The following is a 20,437-nucleotide window of genomic DNA, read 5'->3' as shown; positions in this document are numbered from 1 at the left end:
CCATGAATACTTCACTCCGCAGCCCGTTAATCTATACGTTATTTGTAATGCCAGCCCTAATTCTGTTTGTGATGTTCTTCTTATATCCTATTGGCAGCTCCCTGTATTACAGTCTGACGAGTTGGAATGGGGTATCGGCTGAGCCACGTTTTGTGGGTTTATCCAACTATGTGAAGGCACTGACCGATGAACGCTTTTGGATTTCCACACGGAATAACGGCTTTTTCATCGGATTTTCGGTACTGATTCAGGTACCCCTCATCGTCCTGTTTTCACTTCTTATTGCCAATGTGAAAAGACTAAAAGGTCTGTATAAAACAGCTGTTTTTTTACCATCGATCATGTCGACAGCCGTTATCGGTATCTTGTGGGGGTTCATCTATGAACCCAATATCGGGCTATTAAACAAAATACTTCATGTGCTGGGCATCGATCCAATCTACTGGTTATCGGATAACCGATTCGCAATGTTGTCCATTTTGGTGACCAATGCCTGGCAGTGGACGGGATTTTACATTGTCATGGTGCTGGCGGCCATACTGGCGATTCCCCGTGATCTGGATGAAGCGGCTGCAATCGATGGGGCAACGGCGGTACAACGTGCAATGCGAATTACGTTGCCGCTGATCCGGCCGATCATTTCAGTGGTGATCATGTTGTCCATCGCAGGTGCCATGAAAGCAGCCGACATCGTGATTGTCATGACCAAAGGTGGGCCCGCAGGGTCCACCGAGGTTCTGGCCACATATATGATCAAATACGCGATTACCAACTTCAAATATGGCTATGGCAATACCATTGCAGTGCTGATCTTTGCTCTGACGCTTGTGCTCACTGCGATGTATCAACTGCTGGTAGCGAGGCGGAGCGAGAAGGTGGAATATTGATGGCAAAAAGCTTAAAAAGCAGTATACCTCATGTGTTGTTAATATTGTATTTAATCGCGATTTTGTTTCCCTTTTTATTTGTAATCTTCTCTTCATTTAAGCAGGATAACAATGAAATCGCCTTGAATCCATTCGGTCTGCCTACAACATGGGAGTTTAACAATTACGTGGAGGCTTGGGTGAATGCAAAGATTGGCACATATTTCTGGAATAGCCTGTACATTTCGGTTTTATCGTCGGCGTGTACGATTGTGCTTGGTGCCATGTTTGCTTTTGCCGTAACCCGGATGAGACACCGGAGATGGAGCCTGTTTCTGTACAGCTTAATTCTGGCAGGTATGCTTATTCCCAACAATGCACTTATGCTGCCGATCTATCTGCTTGTTCGCAAAATGGGCATATTGGATACGCATCTGGCATTGATCGTGCCCTATGTGGCCAATGCGATCCCCTTTACCATTATTATACTGGCGGCTTTTATGCGTTCTCTGCCTGGAGAAATTGAGGAAGCGGCGGTCATGGACGGCTTGAGGGCCCCGGGTATCTTTGCTAAAATAGTGATACCTCTTACGGTTCCGGCTATTGTTACCGTTTTTATCGTTAATTTCCTCGGCAACTGGAACGAATTTTTACTCGCCAACTATTTCTTATCCACCGATAAATTGCGTACGCTGCCAGTGGGCATGGTCCAGTTTCGGGATCAATATCAGATGAACTATGCCCAGATGTCGGCAGGTATTGTATACAGCGTTGTACCTGTACTTGTGATCTACGCTATACTCCAAGAGAAAATTATAGAAGGAGTAACTGCGGGTGGTGTCAAAGGTTAATACCATGAACCAGTTGATAGGGAGAACGGGATATGAACTTGCGAATGAAGCTGGCCTTGGCATTTCTGCTGCTGATTATTGTACCGATGTGTGCGCTAGGCATTGGCATGTTTCTGGTCACATCACATACGATTGAGAAAAAATACAATCAACAGGCCGAATATGCGCTTCAGGCCATCAGTTATAATATCGAGAATGTATTTCAGCAGATTAACAATGTGACCGACAACGGGATAGCCACATCGGTTTTCCAAATGGCGTTGAACGCCAAAGATCCGACCAAGCAGGATCTGGGAACCGGTAATCAGTTATCCCTGAATGCCAGCCAGCGCAATTTCCGTTCCCTTCTATATAATTATCCGTTCATCAGTTATGCCTTTTTATATGATTTGCGTTCGTCTGAGAATAACCAGATTGTCTCCATTTTCACTAAAGAAAATTTTCAAGCCCTTCCTTTTCAGCAATTCAAAGTACATCCCTTATTCAACGAAATTCAGCAACTTAATGGCGTGCCCAAATGGCTCGCACCTCTGGAATATCCCGAATTAACCGGGATAGAACCTGTCTTCACCCAGATCAGACTGGTCAAAGAACTCAGTTATTTTCAAAATATCGGCGTGCTTGTTGTTCAGATCAAAAAAGGAGAGATCGACAGGATCTTCCGTCACCTGCAGATCAGCGATTCGGCACAGGATACATCTTTCCTGTTAATTAATGAAGAAGGGCTGATCGTCTATGATCCTGCAGGTATTTATAACGGTGAGAACATGCAAAACCTTGGTGCTGAATCCGGCAGTTACGGTCCTGGCTTTAGCAGTGTCAGAACGGTCTTTGACGGCAAGGAGAGCATCATTTCGCAATATCATCTGAAGAACTATAACTGGAGCCTCGTCAGTGTGACTTCATGGGAAGCCTTATCTGCGGAAACCAATGCCTTTGCCGGTTGGTCTGTCATCATTATTCTGTTATGCCTGCTCGCAGCGATGATCTTTAATCTTTTTTTCATGAATCGCATTACGGGTAACATTGCTGTACTTGTAAGGTTTATGCGTCGTGTGGATGATGGTGATTTTAATGCGAGGGTGGAAGGAAAAGGATTCGATGAAATGCAGCTGCTTGCGCAAGGGTTCAATGAACTATTGGATCGGATCGGGGGATTATTCCGTCGTGTTCGGGCAGAGCAAGAGCAGAAGGCCCAAGCGGAACTACGTGTACTACAGGCCCAGATCAAACCTCATTTTCTGTTTAACACATTGGAATCCATTAATGGATTAGCGCTGCGTGGGGAGGGCCGCAAAGTAAGCGAGATGGTGACCAGACTTGGCAATATGCTTCGTATCAGCATTCAGGATCAGGAGGAGATTCCGCTGGGTGAGGAAATAAGGCATTTGCAGAGTTATCTGGAGATTCAACAGTACAGGTTCAGTGATTTGTTCACCTATGAGATTGACATTCCATCCCATCTATACAGCTCAATCCTGCTCAAGCTGACCCTCCAGCCTCTGGTGGAAAATAGCATTCAACATGGGTTTGAGGGGATCACCTATCCAGGTGTACTGCGGATAAGCGCATATGCGGAACGGGATCATCTGATGTTATGTGTTGAGGATAATGGGATCGGTATTCCCCAGGAAATGCTCGCACGATTTGAGTATATGGCAGAAGATCCGCCGGAAGTTATGCTCGCGGAAGGGGCGGAATCATTATCGTCCATAACGGAACGCCGGGGATTAGGATTACGAAGTGTGGCAGATCGAATTCGTATTCAATACGGGGCCGGGTATGGCATATTTATATGTTCAGCACCGGGGTATGGCACAGTTATTCGATGCATCATTCCATTATATGAGCAGGAGGAAGCCGGATGAATCTGACTGCAATGCTGGTTGACGATGAGCTGCCGATTCTGGAGAATCTGAACTACATTTTACCCTGGGAAGATATGGGGATTGAAATCACAGGTACAGCGAGAAGCGGGGCAGAAGCGCTGGGGAAAGTTACAGAAAGTCATCCAGACATTCTCTTGTGTGATATTCGGATGCCGTCTATGGATGGATTGGAACTTATTCGTTTACTGCGAGAGCAGGGTGAAACGTGTGAAATTATTTTACTGACCGGTTATCAGCAGTTTGAATATGCTCGAACCGCTATTAAATATAACGTACATGAATACATATGTAAGCCAATTGATTATTTGAATCTGGAACATAAACTGCGTGAGCTTGCCGGGCAGATCCAGAAGAGACGTCTGGAAAACGAATCGCAACGTTATCGCAGCCAAGAGATGGAAAGCTGGATCAGACACAAACAGTTGATTGACCTGTTGCGAGGAGAAGCACCATTGAAGATTGCCTATCCTGCTTCTGTTCCTGAATTTATAACAACTGCTGCACCGTATACGTTGCTGCTGGTGGATGCAGTCGGTTATTTTCGCCATTCGATCGGTTGGTCCGAGCTTCAGCACCAACGATGGCATGAGACCGTAATTTCCAGACTTAGGGAAGTGGCAGAGAGAATTACGGGTGACTGTCAGATTCTTTCGACCCGCAAAGGGGAGTGGTGCATCCTGCTGGAGGCATCGGGTGAGTGGAAACGTCGCTCAGAGGAACTGGCCCATCAACTGTGTCTCGAATTAAATGTGATATTATCCTTGGATTCAGGTGTGAAGGTTAGGGTGGTTCAGGATGGTGTGCCTGTGAATCTGGAAAGTCAAATTCTGGAACGATACCGGCATTGTCAAAAAATACTGATGTCCCATTCGGAGAGTGAAGACAAGGTGCTGAAGGCGAGTTGTCCCGAAACCGCCTTATCGTATGATCATACGGCCTCCAATGGGGCTAACTCATGGATTACAAGAGAAGATCTGGAGCTTGTTACTCGGTGGATTCGTCAAGGGAACAAGCAGGGATTACGTGATGTATTGGATCGGCTTAAACAGCAAATGGGGAATTCAGGACAATCCTTCAGCAGGGTAGATGAAACCAATCTTCGGTTTATGCTTGTGCACATGCTTCGTGAACTGCGGGAAGTACAGGCCCTCGCTGAAGAGCACGAAGTGAATTTTTGGAATGCACTGCAAGGGACCGTATCCATGAGGGAACTCCTTGAATTTGCAGAGGTTGTTACCCATGCCTATCAGGGCAAACAAACGCAGCCACGTCCTTCTGTATCGGAACTGATCCTGTCTGCATGTGAGTATATGGACGCACGGCTGCAACAGGACTTAGGAATAGATGAAGTCTCAAATTGGCTCGGAATCAGCCCGGGATACTTCTGCCAACTATTTAAAACCCAAATGGGTGTTACTTTTGTGGAATATATGACGCAGAAACGGATGGAAAGTGCTGCTTTATTGTTGAGTACAACCGAATGGAGCATTACAGCGATTGGGGAAGCCACAGGGTTCAAGGAGCGCCGTTACTTCTCCAAGGTGTTTCATAAACACTTCCACATGAAACCCTCCGAGTACAGGCAGAGTAAACGATTGGGTTCGTAGTGGCAAGGGAACCGGGAGGAGAGGTCAAATGAAACTCTTAAATGATCTGACATTGGAGCAAAAGGTAGGACAATTGTTGATGTGTGGATTTCACAGTCAGCACGCAGATGAACAGATTACTCGCTTAATCCGTGACTATCACGTCGGGGGCGTCATTTATTTCCGGCGCAATGTCGAAAGTGTAGATCAATTGACGCGGCTGTCCGCCGAACTGCAAGATATGGCTGCTGAAGCGGGGGCCCTACCACTCATGATTTCGGTGGACCAGGAAGGTGGCATGGTTGCACGGATTGACAAAGAGGGAATGACCCAAGTGCCGGGTAATATGGCGCTTGGTGCGACAGGCAATCCGGATTATACCCTAGAGTGTGCTCAAATTCTGGGTCGTGAGTTAAAAAGCATCGGTATTGATATGAACCTTGCGCCAGTGGTCGACGTGAATAACAACCCGCTTAACCCGGTTATCGGTGTGCGTTCGTATGGTGAACATGCTGAAAGTGTGGCCACTCATGGCGTAGCAGCCATCACCGGATATCAATCACAGGGCATAGCTGCTACTGCCAAACATTTTCCTGGACACGGAGATACCGCCGTAGATTCTCATCTTGGTATGGTTACAGTACCTCATGATCGAAACAGGCTGGAACAGATGGAGCTGCTACCGTTCCGCCGGGCGATTGAAGCCGGCGTTGATGCTATTATGACAGCTCATGTGATGTTCCCTTCGATTGAGCCCGAGCCCATTCCGGCAACGTTGTCACATAAGGTGTTAACGGGTCTGCTACGTGAGGAAATGGGTTTTGAAGGCATTATTATTACAGACTGTCTTGAAATGCATGCAATATCCAAGCCATATGGTGTAGCTGAAGCTGCGATTCGTGCTGTGGAGGCAGGAGCAGATCTGATTCTGGTGAGTCATACGTTGCAAGATCAGGTTGCTGCGCTGGAAGCCATTGTGGAAGCAGTTCGAACGGGCCGGATCTTGGAAGAAGTTATTCATCAGGCGTTGGAACGCATTATGACATGGAAAAGAAATCGCTGCGGGCAGCAGAATAATCATCTTGTTTCGCTGAAAGCGAATGAAATGGTCGAAGCAACAGATGTTGAACCTGTTGATTGCACTGAATCTACTAAACCCACAGAGCCCAACGAATCGACGTTGTTCAAGATTGCTTCAAGCAGTATTACCATCGTTCATAATGATGGGCTGCTGCCGTTGGACCCAGAGAAGGACGTGTATGTCATCTGGCCTGAGGTTGTGCAACGGACAGAGGTGGATGAACCATGGTCTCATACAGAATCGCTGGGTATGGCGTTATCGCAGCTGCGAGGCAGAGTTCGTGAGCACAAAATTACTACTCAGCCCACTTATGATGAAGCAGATCGGATATCGGCGGATGTGTCGGAGAGTGAACAAGTTATCGTATGTACGTACACATCGGCAGGTCATCTTCCGAAAGGGCAACAGTATTTGGTTGAAAAGCTTAGTAAGAATCATTCGCTGATTGTAATTGCTCTGCGCAATCCATATGATCTGCTGGAGATTTCGAGGCCGGGAAGTTATGTGTGTACGTATGAGAATACACCCGCCGTTGTTCGGGCCCTGTCCCATGTGTTAACAGGTGGACTGCAGCCAACTGGAAGTCTGCCTGTCCGTTTGCGCTAGGCCTATTCAATCCTTAAATCTCTCTGTGATATGGTGCTGATTGACCATCTCCTGGAGAGATTTTTTTGTTAGAATTTTCTATTGGTTAATTTTGGGATATGGATGCTTAAAAGATAATTGATAGATAACTATTTTCATAGTATTTTCCTTCTATTAAAAGTTTACAATTCTCCTCTTAACTTTTTAGCAACTTTTCCCGGTTCCAAGCGTCTAATAATATGACTTTTTGAGGGGGATATTTATAAAATGGGAGCAGAAGGAGCCAAAGACAAAGAATGAATTTGAAGAAGAAATTGTCCATACTTACCGCTTTTGCTGTGTTTCAGGCGTTTGCAGTGATTCCTGCCAATGCACAATCAGCAGATCAGAGCGATACTACATCAGTGAATACAGCCAAAGTTAAATCCGTGGAGGTTGTGAAGAAAGAACAAACCATCGCGGAATCCGAAGTGAAATCCGGAACAAACACTCCAACATCAAATAATGAAACAACTGAAGAAGAGAACCCTGAGACAGTTGTTCCTACAGGAACAGACGCGACTCCTGTTGAGCCGGTAATTGAACCTACGGACGAAGAAGGTACAGCTGAGGAAACACCAGCACCTGCACCAGTTGAAGTGGAGCAACCATCTACAGGCGGTTCATCTGTTGCTGGAGGCGGGGGTGGAGACCTCACTCTTTATATGAACAGTAATAAAATGATGCAAGATGGCAAAACGTATCTTGCTGGACAGCCGATGGCTGTTAAAAATGGTGTATCCTATGTAGCGATCCGTGCTCTCGTTGATCGGGTTGGCTATGATGTCAAATATGATAACACAACCAAAGAAACGATCATTATTAGTGGTGAAGATGAGCTGCGTTTCAAAACAAACAGCAAGATCTATACCGTTAATGGTGTGTCCCGAACGATGAAGGGCGCGGCTTATCAACAAAAAAATACGTTCATGGTGCCGTTGACTTCAATTACACAGGCTCTGGACATTACGTATAAAGTAAATCAATCTGCCAAAACGGTTGTATTGAATCTGAGTACCAAACCGGTGGCAAGCTTCACGGTACAAAAAGAGGTTTTTGCCGGAGACCAGGTAACCTACACAACCAGATCCAGCTCTCCCAAGGGACTCAGCATTGTAGATGAGCGTTGGACAGGTCGTCAGGATTCATTCGACCAACCAGGTGTATACACAGTAACCTATGCGGTCCAGGATTCAAGTGGTCAATGGAGTGATCCGTATTCGGTTACGATTAAGGTTGAAAGACCAAATCTGCCACCTGTCGCAATGTTTACGACAGATAAAGAAGAATACAAAATGGGTGAGAAAATCACTTATATTGATCAAAGCACAGATGATGAGAACGCAATTGTAAAAACAGAATGGGATAACAATGCACTTGCATTCTTTGTTCCAGGACCGAAGACCGTAACGATTACAGTTACCGATAAACATGGTGCTAGCGATAGCTATACCAAGATGATCAATATTACGGGAGAAACACTTTATAGTGTGACTGACTTCAATCAATTGTTCACACCAGTCGGTGAGAAGTTCACTTTTGACGGTGGTGGAGTACCGGCATTGGAGAAAGTTCCTTTCACGTATTATGACGAACCAAGTCTGCTGATCCGCAGTAACAGCCCGGAAACCGTGAATACAGAAGGCATTGTGTACAAGGAATCTTCCTTCGGACAGACACGCTTCATGATTCACCATGTGAACAACACGGGCAAAAACGTGAAAATGTATGTTGTAGCGACAAACAACAATGCATACACGGCGTCCATTGACCAGCAAAACATGGGTTTTGCAGGACCGTCTCCTTTTGCAACGGTAGCTGGAAAGTTGTCGATTGACCGTTGGTTCCAATCCATGCAGAATGGTACCGGACAAAAGAAAGTGTACATCCAGCCAGGAGAAAGCAAGCTGATTCTTAATGATCTGAGCGTTCTTCCGATGAAACAGGGACAAGTCATTTCCTTGTATTCGGATGTATTCAGTGACTATGAACTGGATTACAACATTATTATGATTGAAGAAAACAAGGACCCAATGGAAGTGTTGTCGAGCCTGCCGGTTCTAGATCGTGATGGTGTTCACAACCGCGGAACGTACCCGAATGCAACACGGATCATTACGTACGATCAAGAATTAGGATCGAAGCCTGCACGTCTTCCACTTGGAGATAATGCAAGTGATCCAAACCTTGTGGGAACGGACCCTATGGCTTTCACTGAAGCGTCCAACGCAGGTAACTTCGGTGTATTGTACAAAATTACATTGAATAATGTTGCTCCGCGCACATTGATTTCATTCAACCCTCGTGGAGGCAGATATTCAGGTGTGGCACTCGTGAATGGACAGGTCGTTCAGATTTCCACAGGTAAATCTGTAACTGCACCTAATGAGCAAAGCGTAATGTATCGCACAGGTTCGTACGGCGAGAGTGTAACTATTCTCTTCTCGGCGGCACCAGGAAGTAACTTGCCTGTTAACCTGCTGTTCACGCCGCTTCCGGCTGAAAAGTAATATTATGAACATGCACGGACGGTTTGGAGTGAAAGCTTATATCATATATACCCGTTCACCCCAAAAGTCGCCCGAACGATTGATCATCTGAACCGTCAGGAAGGGACTCCATCAAAATGTAATGTCATTAGCTCAAGCTAGACTAATGGCAATGCATGTGTATGGAGTCCTTTTTATGTGATGTTGAAATGACCTAACCCGGTGTCTTCGTTGACTCTAATCGTAATTTGATGCATTATTAGAGGTATACAAGAAAGCGAAAGTTTTCGCTTTTGCCGAATAAACTGTCGCTCTATGAATGATGCAAAATGCTCGTATGACAGGAGGTGCTTAAGATCATGCTGTCGACAGAACAGATTATTTCGACCATGTCCTCACAGGGGCTTCGCATTACCGATCAGCGGAAAACACTGGCCCGGTTATTTGCCGAGTCCCCCGGGTATCTTACACCCAAGGACGTCTATGAATATATGGGTAAGACTTACAGCGGACTGAGTTTTGACACAGTATATCGTAATTTGCGGGTGATGCAGGAACTGGGTGTACTGGAACAGGTCATCTTCGAAGATGGCGTTAAATTCAAAGCACACTGTAGTGAAGATCATCATCACCATCATATGATCTGTCTGAAGTGTCAGAAGACATATCCTATAATTTTTTGCCCGATGCAGCTTGCGGATGCGCCTGAGCAATTTCAGGTTGTGGACCACAAGTTCGAGGTATTTGGATATTGTAAGGACTGTGCAGAGCATGCTCCGGCCAAAGCAGCGTCGGGACATCAACACGCTCATGGGAAGCACTGACCATGAAGTTATCGCGCAGAATTGCTCAGGCACCCATTCGGGTGTACCGCAACTATATCTCTCCATTAACACCGCCAACATGTCGGTTCTATCCGAGTTGTTCGGCTTACGCCATGGAGGCGATTGAAGTGCACGGTGCGCTCAAAGGTTCGTTGTTAACAGCGAAACGTATTGCCAAATGCCACCCGTTTCATCCAGGCGGTGTAGATCTGGTGCCACCAAAGGCGGAGAAATCCATGATGGTATCAGAGTAACGATGTAGCTTGAAGTATTCGGGTGGCCTGGAAGCAGACCAGGATTGACTTGAGGATGCTGTCCACTTGACAAAGGGGTCCGCATTTCAGTATATTTTTCCTATATGATTTTCCAGTGAAGGGATAAGTACAGACACACCCCCAGTGCAGAGAGCCGGATGAGCTGAGAACCGGTCTGGGAGGAGGATGGAATATGGTCCCGGAGGAACCTCTTTCGAGCGTGCAGACAGTGATTTAAGAGCTGCTGTCGTAAGGCTGAGGCGTGATCCAGCGTTAATGGGCGGTCGAAGGACCGACAGAGCCTGTGTTTTGCGAAAAACATGGGGAATTTGGGTGGTAACACGTGAGAGCAACTCTCGTCCCATAGGGGCGGGAGTTTTTTGTGTTCTTTTTTAGTTGTTTTGGACGAAGAGATCACATGAAACAGGAACATTTGAAGGAGGAGAAGTCATTCATGGCTGACCAAAAAACATTTTATCTGACAACCCCGATTTATTATCCGAGTGACAAATTGCATATTGGGCATGCGTATACAACAGTGGCGGGAGATGCGATGGTTCGTTACAAGCGTTTACGCGGTTATGATGCTCATTATCTGACAGGAACCGATGAACATGGCCAGAAGATTGAGCGCAAGGCACAAGAGAAAGGACAGACACCGCAAGCTTTTATCGACGATATCGTTGTGGGGATCAAGGAACTGTGGAACAAGTTGGACATTTCCAATGACGACTTTATCCGTACAACCGAAGAGCGTCACAAAACCATTGTTCAGGATATCTTTGACCGTTTGCTGAAACAGGGAGATATCTACAAAGGTGAGTACGAAGGATGGTACAGCATTCCGGATGAGACGTATTACACAGAGACTCAACTGGTGGATGTAGAGAAGAATGAGAAGGGTGAGATTATCTCGGCCAAGAGCCCTGATAGCGGACACCCGGTTGAATTGGTCAAAGAAGAATCTTACTTCTTCCGTATGAGCAAATATGCAGATCGTTTGTTGAAATATTATGAAGAGAATCCAGGCTTTATTCAGCCGGAATCCCGTAAGAACGAGATGATCAACAACTTCATCAAGCCAGGTCTTGAAGATTTGGCCGTATCACGGACTACATTTGAATGGGGCGTCAAAGTGAAAGGCGATCCAAAACACGTAGTCTACGTGTGGATTGATGCGTTGTCCAACTATATTACAGCTTTGGGCTACGGTTCATCCGATGCATCCCTTTATAACAAGTTCTGGCCTGCGGATGTACATCTGGTTGGGAAGGAAATTGTTCGTTTCCATACGATCTACTGGCCAATTATGTTGATGGCATTGGATCTGCCTTTACCGAAGAAAGTGTTCGCACATGGCTGGTTGTTGATGAAGGACGGTAAAATGTCCAAATCAAAAGGTAATGTCGTTGATCCAGTGACTCTGATTGACCGTTACGGTCTCGATGCACTGCGTTATTACCTGCTGCGTGAAGTACCGTTTGGTTCCGATGGTACGTTTACACCGGAGAGCTTCGTAGAGCGTGTTAACTCCGACCTCGCGAACGATCTGGGTAACCTGTTGAACCGTACAGTTGCCATGGTAGACAAATATTTTGAAGGCAAAGCCCCGGCGTTTGCTTCGAATGTAACGGAATTTGATGCTTCGCTGGAAGAAGCAGGCCATGCTACAGTGGAAAAAGTGGAACAGGCGATGGAAAACCTGCAGTTTTCCGTAGCACTGACAGCAATCAGCCAGTTTGTCAGCCGCACCAACAAATATATTGATGAGACGCAGCCATGGGCGCTGGCTCGTGATGAAGCAAAACGCGATGAATTGGCATCCGTTATGGCTCACCTGATCGAAAGCTTGCGAATTGCTTCCATTCTGTTGCAACCGTTCCTGACGCGTGCTCCTCATAAAATCTGGGCACAGCTGGGCATTCAGGAAGGTGAACTTACGACTTGGGATACAGCCAAGCAATGGGGTCTGGTTCCAGCTGGAAATGCCTTGCAAAAAGGGGATCCAATCTTCCCGCGTTTGGATTCCGAACAGGAAATTGCTTATATCTCTGAAGCAATGACAGGTGGCCAAAAAGCAGCACAGCCTGAAACAAGTCAAGCAGATGCTGGAGCTTCAGCAGCTGTTGAACCGGTAACTGCACCTGAGGGTACCGAAGAGATCGGTATTGACGATTTTGCCAAAGTTGAACTGCGTGTCGCGCAAGTCATTTCCTGCGAACCTGTCAAAAAAGCGGATAAGTTGCTGAAATTGCAGCTGGATCTGGGTTATGAGCAGCGCCAGGTCGTATCTGGAATTGCGAAGTTCTATTCGCCAGAAGAGATGGTTGGACGCAAAGTCATCTGTGTGACCAACCTCAAACCGGTGAAACTTCGTGGTGAACTTTCCCAGGGTATGATCCTCGCAGCATCGCATGGCGACCAGCTTACACTGGCTACAGTACCAGACAACATGCCTAATGGTGCACAAGTAAAATAAGAATTGAGTTATGAAATTGATTCAAATACTGTCGTAACTATGACTCAAGGTGGCCCGATGTAATTCGGGCCCTTTTTTTTGTTGATATAATTCGTATCTGACGGGAAGAGAACAAGCATATAATGTTATGAACTCCGTACTTCAGGAAAGAATGAATAGGACGGGATAGCTTGACAAGTAGGTTCAGGTTACCTATAATTCTTTCAGTAATGTTTACGATTAAGAGATGCGGAGTGAATCATAATGACATTTTATAAAGTGCAACATCAAGTTCAGGATAACCGTACAGGAAAGACGGGCAAAAGAGGCAACATAAAGCTACTGTGGACGGGTTTGCTTATTCTCACTTTGCTGGTATTGTCAGCGTGTGGGCAGGATAGTTCCAATAGTGCGAAGATTGTGGAAGGCAAGGTAAACGTTGTGACAACATTTTATCCTGTATATGCTTTTACGACTGCAATCGGTGGTGAGGATGCCAATGTCATTAACCTGTTGCCAACGGGAGTAGAGCCACATGACTGGACTCCGAAGAGTCAGGATATCGTTAATACGTCCAAGGCACAGCTGTTTCTCTATAATGGAGCTGGACTGGAAGGATGGGTGCCGAATTTCCTGAAGTCGCTGAATAGTGATACACAGGTGAAGTCTGTTGCCGTCAGTGAAGGTGTTAAGCTGTTAACGGCTGAGGGTGATGATGGGCACGGTCATGGCGAAGAGCACGAAGACGAGCATGCGGATGAACACACAGATGAGGCTACCAGTGAAGATGTCGCTGATCATCATATTGATCCACATACGTGGGTTAGTCCGAAATCAGCCATGATCATGGCTGAAAACATCAAAAATAGTCTGGTCGAGGCAGATCCTGATCACAAAACAGGTTACGAACAACGTTATGAAGAGCTTCGTACCAAGCTTGAGACGCTGGATCAGCGTTTCACAGATGAATTGGCTACCGTACCGAACAACGAAATTGTTGTCTCGCACCAAGCGTTTGGCTACCTTGCACGTGATTATGGATTAACCCAGCATGCCATTATGGGACTTTCCCCGGATGCTGAACCGACAGGACAGGATATTGTGAAGCTTGCGAAACTGGTTAAAGATGAAGGCATTAAATACATTTTCTTTGAAGAGCTGGTATCTGACAAATTGGCGAAAACATTGGCAAGTGAAGCAGGAGTAGAGACCATGGTCCTTAATCCGGTTGAGGGATTGACCAAGGAGCAGGCAACAAATGGGGATGATTATTTCACCCTGATGGAGAAAAATTTGCAAAATCTGCTGATCGCATTAAAATAAGATAGAATGAAGAATTCAGATCGAAGAGTCTTTACCGTTCACGGTGAAGGCTCTTAGGACGCTATGGGATTCTTATATATAATGAAGGGCGGCTTTGCCATGCAGCAAATCATGCCACTATGTCATGATCCAATTATAGAGATCGAGAAACTATCATTTTCCTACGGGGACCAGCGAGTGATTGAGAATCTCGATTTTATGGCCCAGGAACGGGACTTTGTCGGGATTATCGGTTCCAATGGGGCGGGTAAAACGACATTGCTGCGCATGCTGGTAGGACTTCTTCCTCCTGCGCAGGGAGATATCAAACTATTCGGACAGTCGATTCGCAGGTTCAAGGACTGGGACCGAATCGGGTATGTGCCGCAAAAGAATGCATTTAACCCGTTATTTCCTGCGACCGTTCGTGAAGTGGTCATGTCAGGCTTGTACAATAACAAAAACATGTTCCGTCGTATGTCTCGCAAATGTCAGCAACAGTGCACGGATGCGATGCAGGTCATGCGGATCGAGGATCTGGCGAACAAACGAATTGGTCAATTGTCCGGTGGACAGCAGCAGCGTGTATTTTTGGCACGAGCGCTTATCAATCACCCGGATCTGTTGATTCTGGATGAACCTACCGTAGGTATTGATGCTGAATCACAGGCCAGTTTCTTTGAACTGATTACCCATATGCATGAACATCACCGTATGACTTTTCTAATGGTGTCTCATGATATGGATCGGATGGAGAGTTATCTGGGTTCTGAAGCTGCGGTAACGAATGGCAAAATTAATTTTCATGTCCGTCATTCGCATGAGGTACAGGATTGTGCTGAGACCAATCTGCAACATACCACTGCACAGGTACGCTAGCCGTATTTATGGCCCATTAGATTAGAGTAAGGCCGAAGGAGTCGTGTTTGTTTTGGAAATATTAATGAGTGATTTTTTTCAGCGTGCCCTGGCGGGTGGGTTGTTAATTGGCATTACCGCTCCGTTAATCGGACTGTTCCTGGTCTTACGGCGGTTATCCATGATCGGAGACACCTTGTCTCATGTGACCATTGCCGGTGTTGCACTTGGATTCCTGATTGAAGTGTATCCCATTGCGGTGGGCTTGATATTTGCCGTGCTTGCTTCATTTGCGATAGAGAAATTGCGCAAAGCGTACAAGAGTTACGCCGAATTATCGATTGCCATTATCATGTCCGGTGGTGTGGCTCTTGCTTCCTTGTTCTTCACGCTGGGCAAAGGATATAATGCAGATGTCATGAGTTATTTGTTCGGCAGTATATATACATTAGACGCTACGGATCTGAAGCTGGTAGGTGTGGTTACGCTGATCGTGGTGATTGTAGTGGCATTGTTACATAAGGAATTTTTCCTGCTCAGCTTTGAGGAAGATGCGGCAGCGGTTACCGGGTTGCCTGTAAGAATTCTGAACATGTTAATCACTGTGATGACAGCACTTGTCATTAGCACGGCGATCAAGATTGTTGGTGCGCTTCTGGTGTCAGCGCTATTGACCATTCCGGTAGCGGTCAGCCTGTTGATGGCCCGGAGTTTCAAATCCGCCATTATTTTGTCCGTGGTGATTGGCGAAATTGCCGTAGTCCTTGGACTGGTTGTAGCAGGCATCTGGAACCTCGCACCTGGAGCAACGATTGTATTATTGCTGATCATGATGCTGATTCTGACGATGATTGGAAAAAAAGGGTTCCGAGCCTGACGACTGAACGAGCAAGCACGTGAGCCCGGGGAAGGGAGACATCCGCTTCATGCCTGATGTTAATGTATGGATGGCTTTTGTAGCAGGTTTGGTCTCATTTATATCACCATGTTGTCTTCCGCTGTATCCATCATACCTCTCCTACATTACAGGTATGACGGTGCAACAATTGAAGGATGACCGCAATCAGCGCGAAGTCCGCTTTAAGACCATGACGCATACACTGGCGTTTATTTTAGGCTTCTCGGCTGTATTTTATTCGCTTGGCCTGGGTGCTGGACTGTTTGGCCAATTTTTCAATGATAACCGTGAATTGATTCGGCAATTGTCTGCCATTTTGATTATGCTTATGGGGTTATTTTTGCTTGGTGTGTTCAAGCCACAGTTTCTGATGAAGGAACGCAAGCTGGATATGAAATGGAAACCAGCAGGCTATCTGGGCTCTTTTATATTTGGCATCGGTTTCTCAGCAGGCTGGTCGCCGTGTATTGGCCCTATTCTAACAGCGATCATTGCGATGGCTGCAAGTGAGCCCACAACTTGGCTGGCGCTGATAACAGGTTATACGGCAGGGTTTGCAATCCCGTTCTTCATTTTGGCCTTTTTCATTGGTTCGACACGCTGGATCTTACGGTATTCGAATGTCATGATGAAAGTCGGCGGAGCATTAATGTTGTTCCTTGGAGTATTGCTTTTTACAGATCAGATGACGAAGATTACCATCTGGTTGCAGCAGATTACACCAGACTGGATGATTATTTAAACGGATGAACTGAATTTAAGTATTGTTATGTATGGCATAGCAGGCTACATGTTACCAGAGACACTCTGGGTCATGTAACCTGCTTTTTAATCGTTAGGAATGCTTATACCAGCATATCGTTAAGGGCAGTCCCGTTTTTTGTTTAGGTGAAGTAATCAATATTGGCTAGTGGAAAATGTTCAAAGATCCGTTCCGTAATGAATTCGCGCAGCGCATCTTGCTGGTCATCCTTATACACATACTTGTACTGACCCCAGCGGCCCCATTTCATTTTGCGTTTCTCGATATCCATCTCCAGCTTGGTTTTGGGATAACGCTTCTCAATGGTTGCTTTGGCCGTTTTGGTAAAACGGTGCTGGATCATTTCAAAGGTAAGGTCCTTAGTTGCTTCCTCTGGAAGTGTATCTGCCAGTTTCTGCAACAGATCCGAGTATCCTTCTTCCCAGCCGTCATACCACATAATCGGAGCGATAATGAATCCCAGGGGATAACCGGCGTGTGCAATTTTGCCAGCAGCTTCAATGCGTTCCTCAAATCTGGAGGTAGCCGGTTCGAAGTTTTTGATGACATAATCCGAATTGACACTAAACCGGATACGGGTGTGGCCGTTATGCTTGATGTTCAGCAACGGATCAACGTGATGATATTTGGTTACAAAGCGCAAGCGCCCGTATTCTTCATCCGCCATAAAACGAATCAGGTCACTTAAATTTTCCGTGATATGCTCAAGTCCTACGGGATCAGACGTACAGGCGGCTTCAAATCGCGTGATTTCAGGCGCCCGTTCTTCGATGTATCCTTTTGCAGCCTGAATGATCTCCTCGGTATTAACATAGACACGAACATAAGGTTTCGCACCAAGTGTAGTTTGAAGATAACAATAATGGCAGTGCCCCATACAGCCTGTAGAGATGGGAATGGCATATTCCGCTGAAGGTTTCGACTGGTCAAACTTGAGTGTTTTGCGCACACCAACGACCAAAGTACGCTTTGCCATCCGGTACTTTTCTTGTTCGGTTTCACCGGGCAGGTTTGTGATTCGGTTATGGGATGTGGTCATCTGATAAGGTATGTTTTTGGATGTCACCCACTCCATAATCCGTTTGCCTTTATCATATTCCAATGCACCGGGTTCAAAATACACCAAATCGGGAATAAAGGGTTTAGTACCTTTTGCTTTACGAACTGGCGGTGAGGCTACACTTGTACTCACGAAATCACTCCTTTCGATGCGGAACTTTGCTTAGTTTGCCTCGTTTGGTGAGAAGTCACGCTGCCAATTACTTGTGTAACAGCGCGCTCCGAATTGTGCAGGACTTGCCAATGCGTATTGATAACATGTATCATTATAAGATAGGGACCAGGCACGAATAGGGGCCGGTCAGAGAGAAAAGAGGGAAGCAGATGCCAACGCCCAGTATGGAAGATTATTTGGAGCGTATATACAAATTAATTGATGAAAAGGGCTATGCTCGTGTGTCTGATATAGCTGAAGGACTGGAAGTACATCCTTCATCGGTGACGAAGATGATCCAAAAGCTGGACAAAGACGAGTACCTGATCTATGAGAAGTACCGCGGACTGGTGCTTACGCCAAAAGGCAAAAAGATGGGCAAACGTTTGATGGAGCGCCATCATCTGCTTGAACAATTTTTGACAACGATTGGTGTTCAGGAACAAAATATCTACAATGATGTTGAAGGCATTGAACATCACCTGAGCTGGGACTCCATTACATGCATTGAATCCTTGGTTGAATACTTCCGTCAGGATGAGAGCCGGTTGCGTGACCTCAAAAATCTTCAGGACGTCATGAGTAATACGGAGTCTTAAGATTCAGCAGTGGAATAAACATGATGATATACAATGAATTGTATCCTGTGATCAAAGGATGCTTCTTGCCGTTTCAATGGCAGGAAGCATTTTTTTGTGTGCAATCACACCATAATTTGGAGATTTTCGCAACTAAACGAAGGGTAGGAGCGTCTATTAAACTAGTAGAATTTACCGCAAATTTATAATGATTTTGGAGGACTGCACTAATGAATGTTCGTAAAGGATTGATACTGCTGCTCATTTTTGTACTTGGATTACAGACAGCAGGCATGACGGCACAAGCGGCTGGTCAGAAGGAAATCGCTATTTTTCTAGACGGCAACCGTTTGGAATCGGATGTATCACCCTACATCTTGCCCAAAGTAAATGTAACGATGGTACCTCTGCGTGTCATTAGCGAAGGACTGGGTGCGTCTGTTTTATGGTCTCAAGCTACTCGTACCGTGACCATTCAGAAATCCGATTCGGTCATCTCTATGACGAGCGGACGCCAGCAGGCAACTGTGGATAACGCTGTAGTTGGTCTGGATGCATCGGTCGAATTGAAACAAGGTCGGGTCATGGTACCCATTCGTTTCGTCAGTGAGAACCTGGGCATTCGAGTGAACTGGAATCAGTCAGCCCAGACCATTGATCTGTACACAGGAGACGAATCAGTCCCAACTCCTGAACCAACCCCGGCAACCCCAGCGGAGCCTGGAGGCACGGGCACTGTACCAGCTTCTGAAGAGATGCGGGGAGCCTGGATTTCCACTGTGAATGGAGACTGGCCTACATCCGGTGCCAAAGGAAATGTAGAGAAGCAAAAGCAGGAGTATACAAAACAGCTTGATACTTTGCAAGGTATGGGCATCAACGCAGTATTTGTCCAAGTGAGAGCCAATGGGGATGCCATCTATCCTTCAGGTCTGGTACCTTGGAACAGCGTATTAACAGGAACACAAGGTAAAGATCCCGGTTATGATCCCCTCGCGTTTATGGTTGAGGAGGCACACAAACGAGGTCTTGAGTTCCACGCCTGGTTTAATCCGTTTAGAGCAACGAACTCAGCGAGTACATCAAACTTGGCAGCAAACCACATCTCCAAGCTTCATCCAGACTGGATTGTGAATGCATCCGGCAAAATGTACATTAACCCGGGTATCCCGGAAGCCAGACAGCATATTATCGATACGATCATGGAAGTGGTCAATCAGTATGATATTGATGGTGTACATCTGGATGATTATTTCTATCCATCCAATGTGACTTTTAATGATGATGCAGCCTTCAAAACTTACAACACATTGAATACCAAAGACCGTGCTGAATGGCGTCGGGACAATATCAATCAGTTTGTTAAGCAGCTCGGGCAGAGCATTCACAGAGTAAAAGCTAACGTTGAATATGGAATTAGTCCATTTGGTGTATGGCGTAATAAATCCGTTGATCTGACAGGTTCTGATACCAAAGCAGGAGTAACCGCGTATGACAGCATGAATGCAGATGTGCGGACATGGATTAACCAGGAGTGGATCGACTATGTCGCTCCGCAGGTGTATTGGAGTATGACACTGAGCGTAGCCCGATACGACAAAGTCGTGGACTGGTGGGCGAATGAAGTGGCTAACACAAATGTAAAATTGTATATCGGCCACTCACCTTATAAGTTAGGTACGCCAGAGATTGGCTGGCAGACATCACAGGAGATCATCGATCAGCTGAACTACAACAAGAAGTATTCTTCGGTTAAAGGGGATATATTCTTCAGTTCACAATACCTGACGAAGAACCCTCTCGGCCTAATTGCCAAATTAAAAGCTTATTATGGTCTCTAAAACAATTTAACAATACGGTTATAAGACAAACCCTTGTTCTCATAGAGTGGCAGTAGAAACGT

Annotated in this window: 16 protein-coding genes; 15 read left to right on the top strand and 1 reads right to left on the bottom strand. The window is 46.0% G+C overall.

Annotation, left to right across the window (positions count from 1 at the left end; genetic code table 11):
* The first annotated feature begins 2 nt into the window (after positions 1-2).
* The 13 genes from NZ043_RS30065 (at position 3) to NZ043_RS30005 (ending at position 16,722) form a co-directional block, all read left to right on the top strand.
* The gene (locus NZ043_RS30065) at positions 3-887 is read left to right on the top strand and encodes a sugar ABC transporter permease (RefSeq protein WP_339309969.1); all 885 of its coding nucleotides are present in this window, start codon (positions 3-5) and stop codon (positions 885-887) included.
* Positions 887-1,717 carry a carbohydrate ABC transporter permease gene (locus NZ043_RS30060; protein ID WP_091028779.1) on the top strand — a complete coding sequence of 277 codons (831 nt, stop codon included), beginning with the start codon at positions 887-889 and terminating at the stop codon, positions 1,715-1,717. Before NZ043_RS30065 ends, NZ043_RS30060 begins: the two co-directional genes overlap by 1 nt.
* A 32-nt stretch (positions 1,718-1,749) precedes the next feature.
* On the top strand, positions 1,750-3,585 hold the full coding sequence (locus NZ043_RS30055; protein WP_339309968.1) for a sensor histidine kinase: 1,836 nt from the start codon (positions 1,750-1,752) through the stop codon (positions 3,583-3,585).
* Positions 3,582-5,213 (top strand): response regulator, encoded by a 1,632-nt coding sequence (locus tag NZ043_RS30050; protein WP_339309967.1) that lies wholly within the window; start codon positions 3,582-3,584, stop codon positions 5,211-5,213. The genes NZ043_RS30055 and NZ043_RS30050 overlap by 4 nt, the downstream gene beginning before the upstream one ends.
* 28 nt (positions 5,214-5,241) lie before the next feature.
* The gene (gene nagZ / locus NZ043_RS30045; protein ID WP_339309966.1) at positions 5,242-6,879 is read left to right on the top strand and encodes a beta-N-acetylhexosaminidase; all 1,638 of its coding nucleotides are present in this window, start codon (positions 5,242-5,244) and stop codon (positions 6,877-6,879) included.
* Between the two features lie 275 nt (positions 6,880-7,154).
* Complete coding sequence (locus tag NZ043_RS30040) at positions 7,155-9,407, top strand: stalk domain-containing protein (protein ID WP_289389726.1); 2,253 nt, start codon at positions 7,155-7,157, stop codon at positions 9,405-9,407.
* A gap of 338 nt (positions 9,408-9,745) precedes the next feature.
* Positions 9,746-10,210, top strand: coding sequence for a Fur family transcriptional regulator (locus NZ043_RS30035; protein WP_074095707.1), 465 nt, complete (start codon positions 9,746-9,748; stop codon positions 10,208-10,210).
* Positions 10,211-10,212: 2 nt separating this feature from the next.
* Complete coding sequence (gene yidD, locus NZ043_RS30030; protein ID WP_017687565.1) at positions 10,213-10,464, top strand: membrane protein insertion efficiency factor YidD; 252 nt, start codon at positions 10,213-10,215, stop codon at positions 10,462-10,464.
* A 418-nt stretch (positions 10,465-10,882) separates the two neighbouring features.
* A complete protein-coding gene (gene metG / locus NZ043_RS30025) occupies positions 10,883-12,943 on the top strand; it encodes a methionine--tRNA ligase (protein WP_339309965.1) in 2,061 nt (686 codons plus the stop codon).
* A 243-nt stretch (positions 12,944-13,186) separates the two neighbouring features.
* On the top strand, positions 13,187-14,245 hold the full coding sequence (locus NZ043_RS30020; protein WP_289389721.1) for a zinc ABC transporter substrate-binding protein: 1,059 nt from the start codon (positions 13,187-13,189) through the stop codon (positions 14,243-14,245).
* Positions 14,246-14,344: 99 nt separating this feature from the next.
* The gene (locus NZ043_RS30015) at positions 14,345-15,103 is read left to right on the top strand and encodes a metal ABC transporter ATP-binding protein (RefSeq protein ID WP_091018152.1); all 759 of its coding nucleotides are present in this window, start codon (positions 14,345-14,347) and stop codon (positions 15,101-15,103) included.
* Between the two features lie 52 nt (positions 15,104-15,155).
* Positions 15,156-15,959 carry a metal ABC transporter permease gene (locus NZ043_RS30010; protein ID WP_017687569.1) on the top strand — a complete coding sequence of 268 codons (804 nt, stop codon included), beginning with the start codon at positions 15,156-15,158 and terminating at the stop codon, positions 15,957-15,959.
* A 49-nt stretch (positions 15,960-16,008) separates the two neighbouring features.
* Positions 16,009-16,722 carry a cytochrome c biogenesis protein CcdA gene (locus NZ043_RS30005; RefSeq protein WP_036614418.1) on the top strand — a complete coding sequence of 238 codons (714 nt, stop codon included), beginning with the start codon at positions 16,009-16,011 and terminating at the stop codon, positions 16,720-16,722.
* A gap of 142 nt (positions 16,723-16,864) precedes the next feature.
* Here the strand turns inward: NZ043_RS30005 and splB are convergent, their stop codons facing one another.
* The gene (gene splB, locus NZ043_RS30000) at positions 16,865-17,935 is read right to left on the bottom strand and encodes a spore photoproduct lyase (protein ID WP_133385423.1); all 1,071 of its coding nucleotides are present in this window, start codon (positions 17,933-17,935) and stop codon (positions 16,865-16,867) included.
* Positions 17,936-18,126: 191 nt separating this feature from the next.
* Here splB and mntR point away from each other — a divergent pair, with 191 nt between their 5' ends.
* On the top strand, positions 18,127-18,555 hold the full coding sequence (gene mntR / locus NZ043_RS29995) for a transcriptional regulator MntR (protein ID WP_036614415.1): 429 nt from the start codon (positions 18,127-18,129) through the stop codon (positions 18,553-18,555).
* Positions 18,556-18,764: 209 nt separating this feature from the next.
* Positions 18,765-20,375: a family 10 glycosylhydrolase gene (locus NZ043_RS29990; protein ID WP_339309964.1), complete on the top strand. Its 1,611-nt coding sequence runs from the start codon at positions 18,765-18,767 to the stop codon at positions 20,373-20,375.
* The last annotated feature ends 62 nt before the right edge of the window (positions 20,376-20,437 follow it).

Origin of the sequence: Paenibacillus sp. FSL k6-2145 (genome assembly GCF_037976585.1) — a bacterium.
GTDB lineage: Bacteria > Bacillota > Bacilli > Paenibacillales > Paenibacillaceae > Paenibacillus.
Note: the sequence above shows the minus strand (reverse complement) of the source record. Positions and strands in the feature narration are given on the sequence as shown.

Coding starts and splice junctions, on each gene's coding strand:
- mntR (WP_036614415.1), top strand. CDS start 18,127: ATGCCAACGCCCAGTATGGAAGATTATTTGGAGCGTATATACAAATTA.
- NZ043_RS30015 (WP_091018152.1), top strand. CDS start 14,345: ATGCAGCAAATCATGCCACTATGTCATGATCCAATTATAGAGATCGAG.
- metG (WP_339309965.1), top strand. CDS start 10,883: ATGAAACAGGAACATTTGAAGGAGGAGAAGTCATTCATGGCTGACCAA.
- NZ043_RS30005 (WP_036614418.1), top strand. CDS start 16,009: ATGCCTGATGTTAATGTATGGATGGCTTTTGTAGCAGGTTTGGTCTCA.
- nagZ (WP_339309966.1), top strand. CDS start 5,242: ATGAAACTCTTAAATGATCTGACATTGGAGCAAAAGGTAGGACAATTG.
- NZ043_RS30065 (WP_339309969.1), top strand. CDS start 3: ATGAATACTTCACTCCGCAGCCCGTTAATCTATACGTTATTTGTAATG.
- NZ043_RS30050 (WP_339309967.1), top strand. CDS start 3,582: ATGAATCTGACTGCAATGCTGGTTGACGATGAGCTGCCGATTCTGGAG.
- NZ043_RS29990 (WP_339309964.1), top strand. CDS start 18,765: ATGAATGTTCGTAAAGGATTGATACTGCTGCTCATTTTTGTACTTGGA.
- NZ043_RS30020 (WP_289389721.1), top strand. CDS start 13,187: ATGACATTTTATAAAGTGCAACATCAAGTTCAGGATAACCGTACAGGA.
- NZ043_RS30040 (WP_289389726.1), top strand. CDS start 7,155: ATGAATTTGAAGAAGAAATTGTCCATACTTACCGCTTTTGCTGTGTTT.
- NZ043_RS30055 (WP_339309968.1), top strand. CDS start 1,750: ATGAACTTGCGAATGAAGCTGGCCTTGGCATTTCTGCTGCTGATTATT.
- NZ043_RS30035 (WP_074095707.1), top strand. CDS start 9,746: ATGCTGTCGACAGAACAGATTATTTCGACCATGTCCTCACAGGGGCTT.
- yidD (WP_017687565.1), top strand. CDS start 10,213: ATGAAGTTATCGCGCAGAATTGCTCAGGCACCCATTCGGGTGTACCGC.
- NZ043_RS30060 (WP_091028779.1), top strand. CDS start 887: ATGGCAAAAAGCTTAAAAAGCAGTATACCTCATGTGTTGTTAATATTG.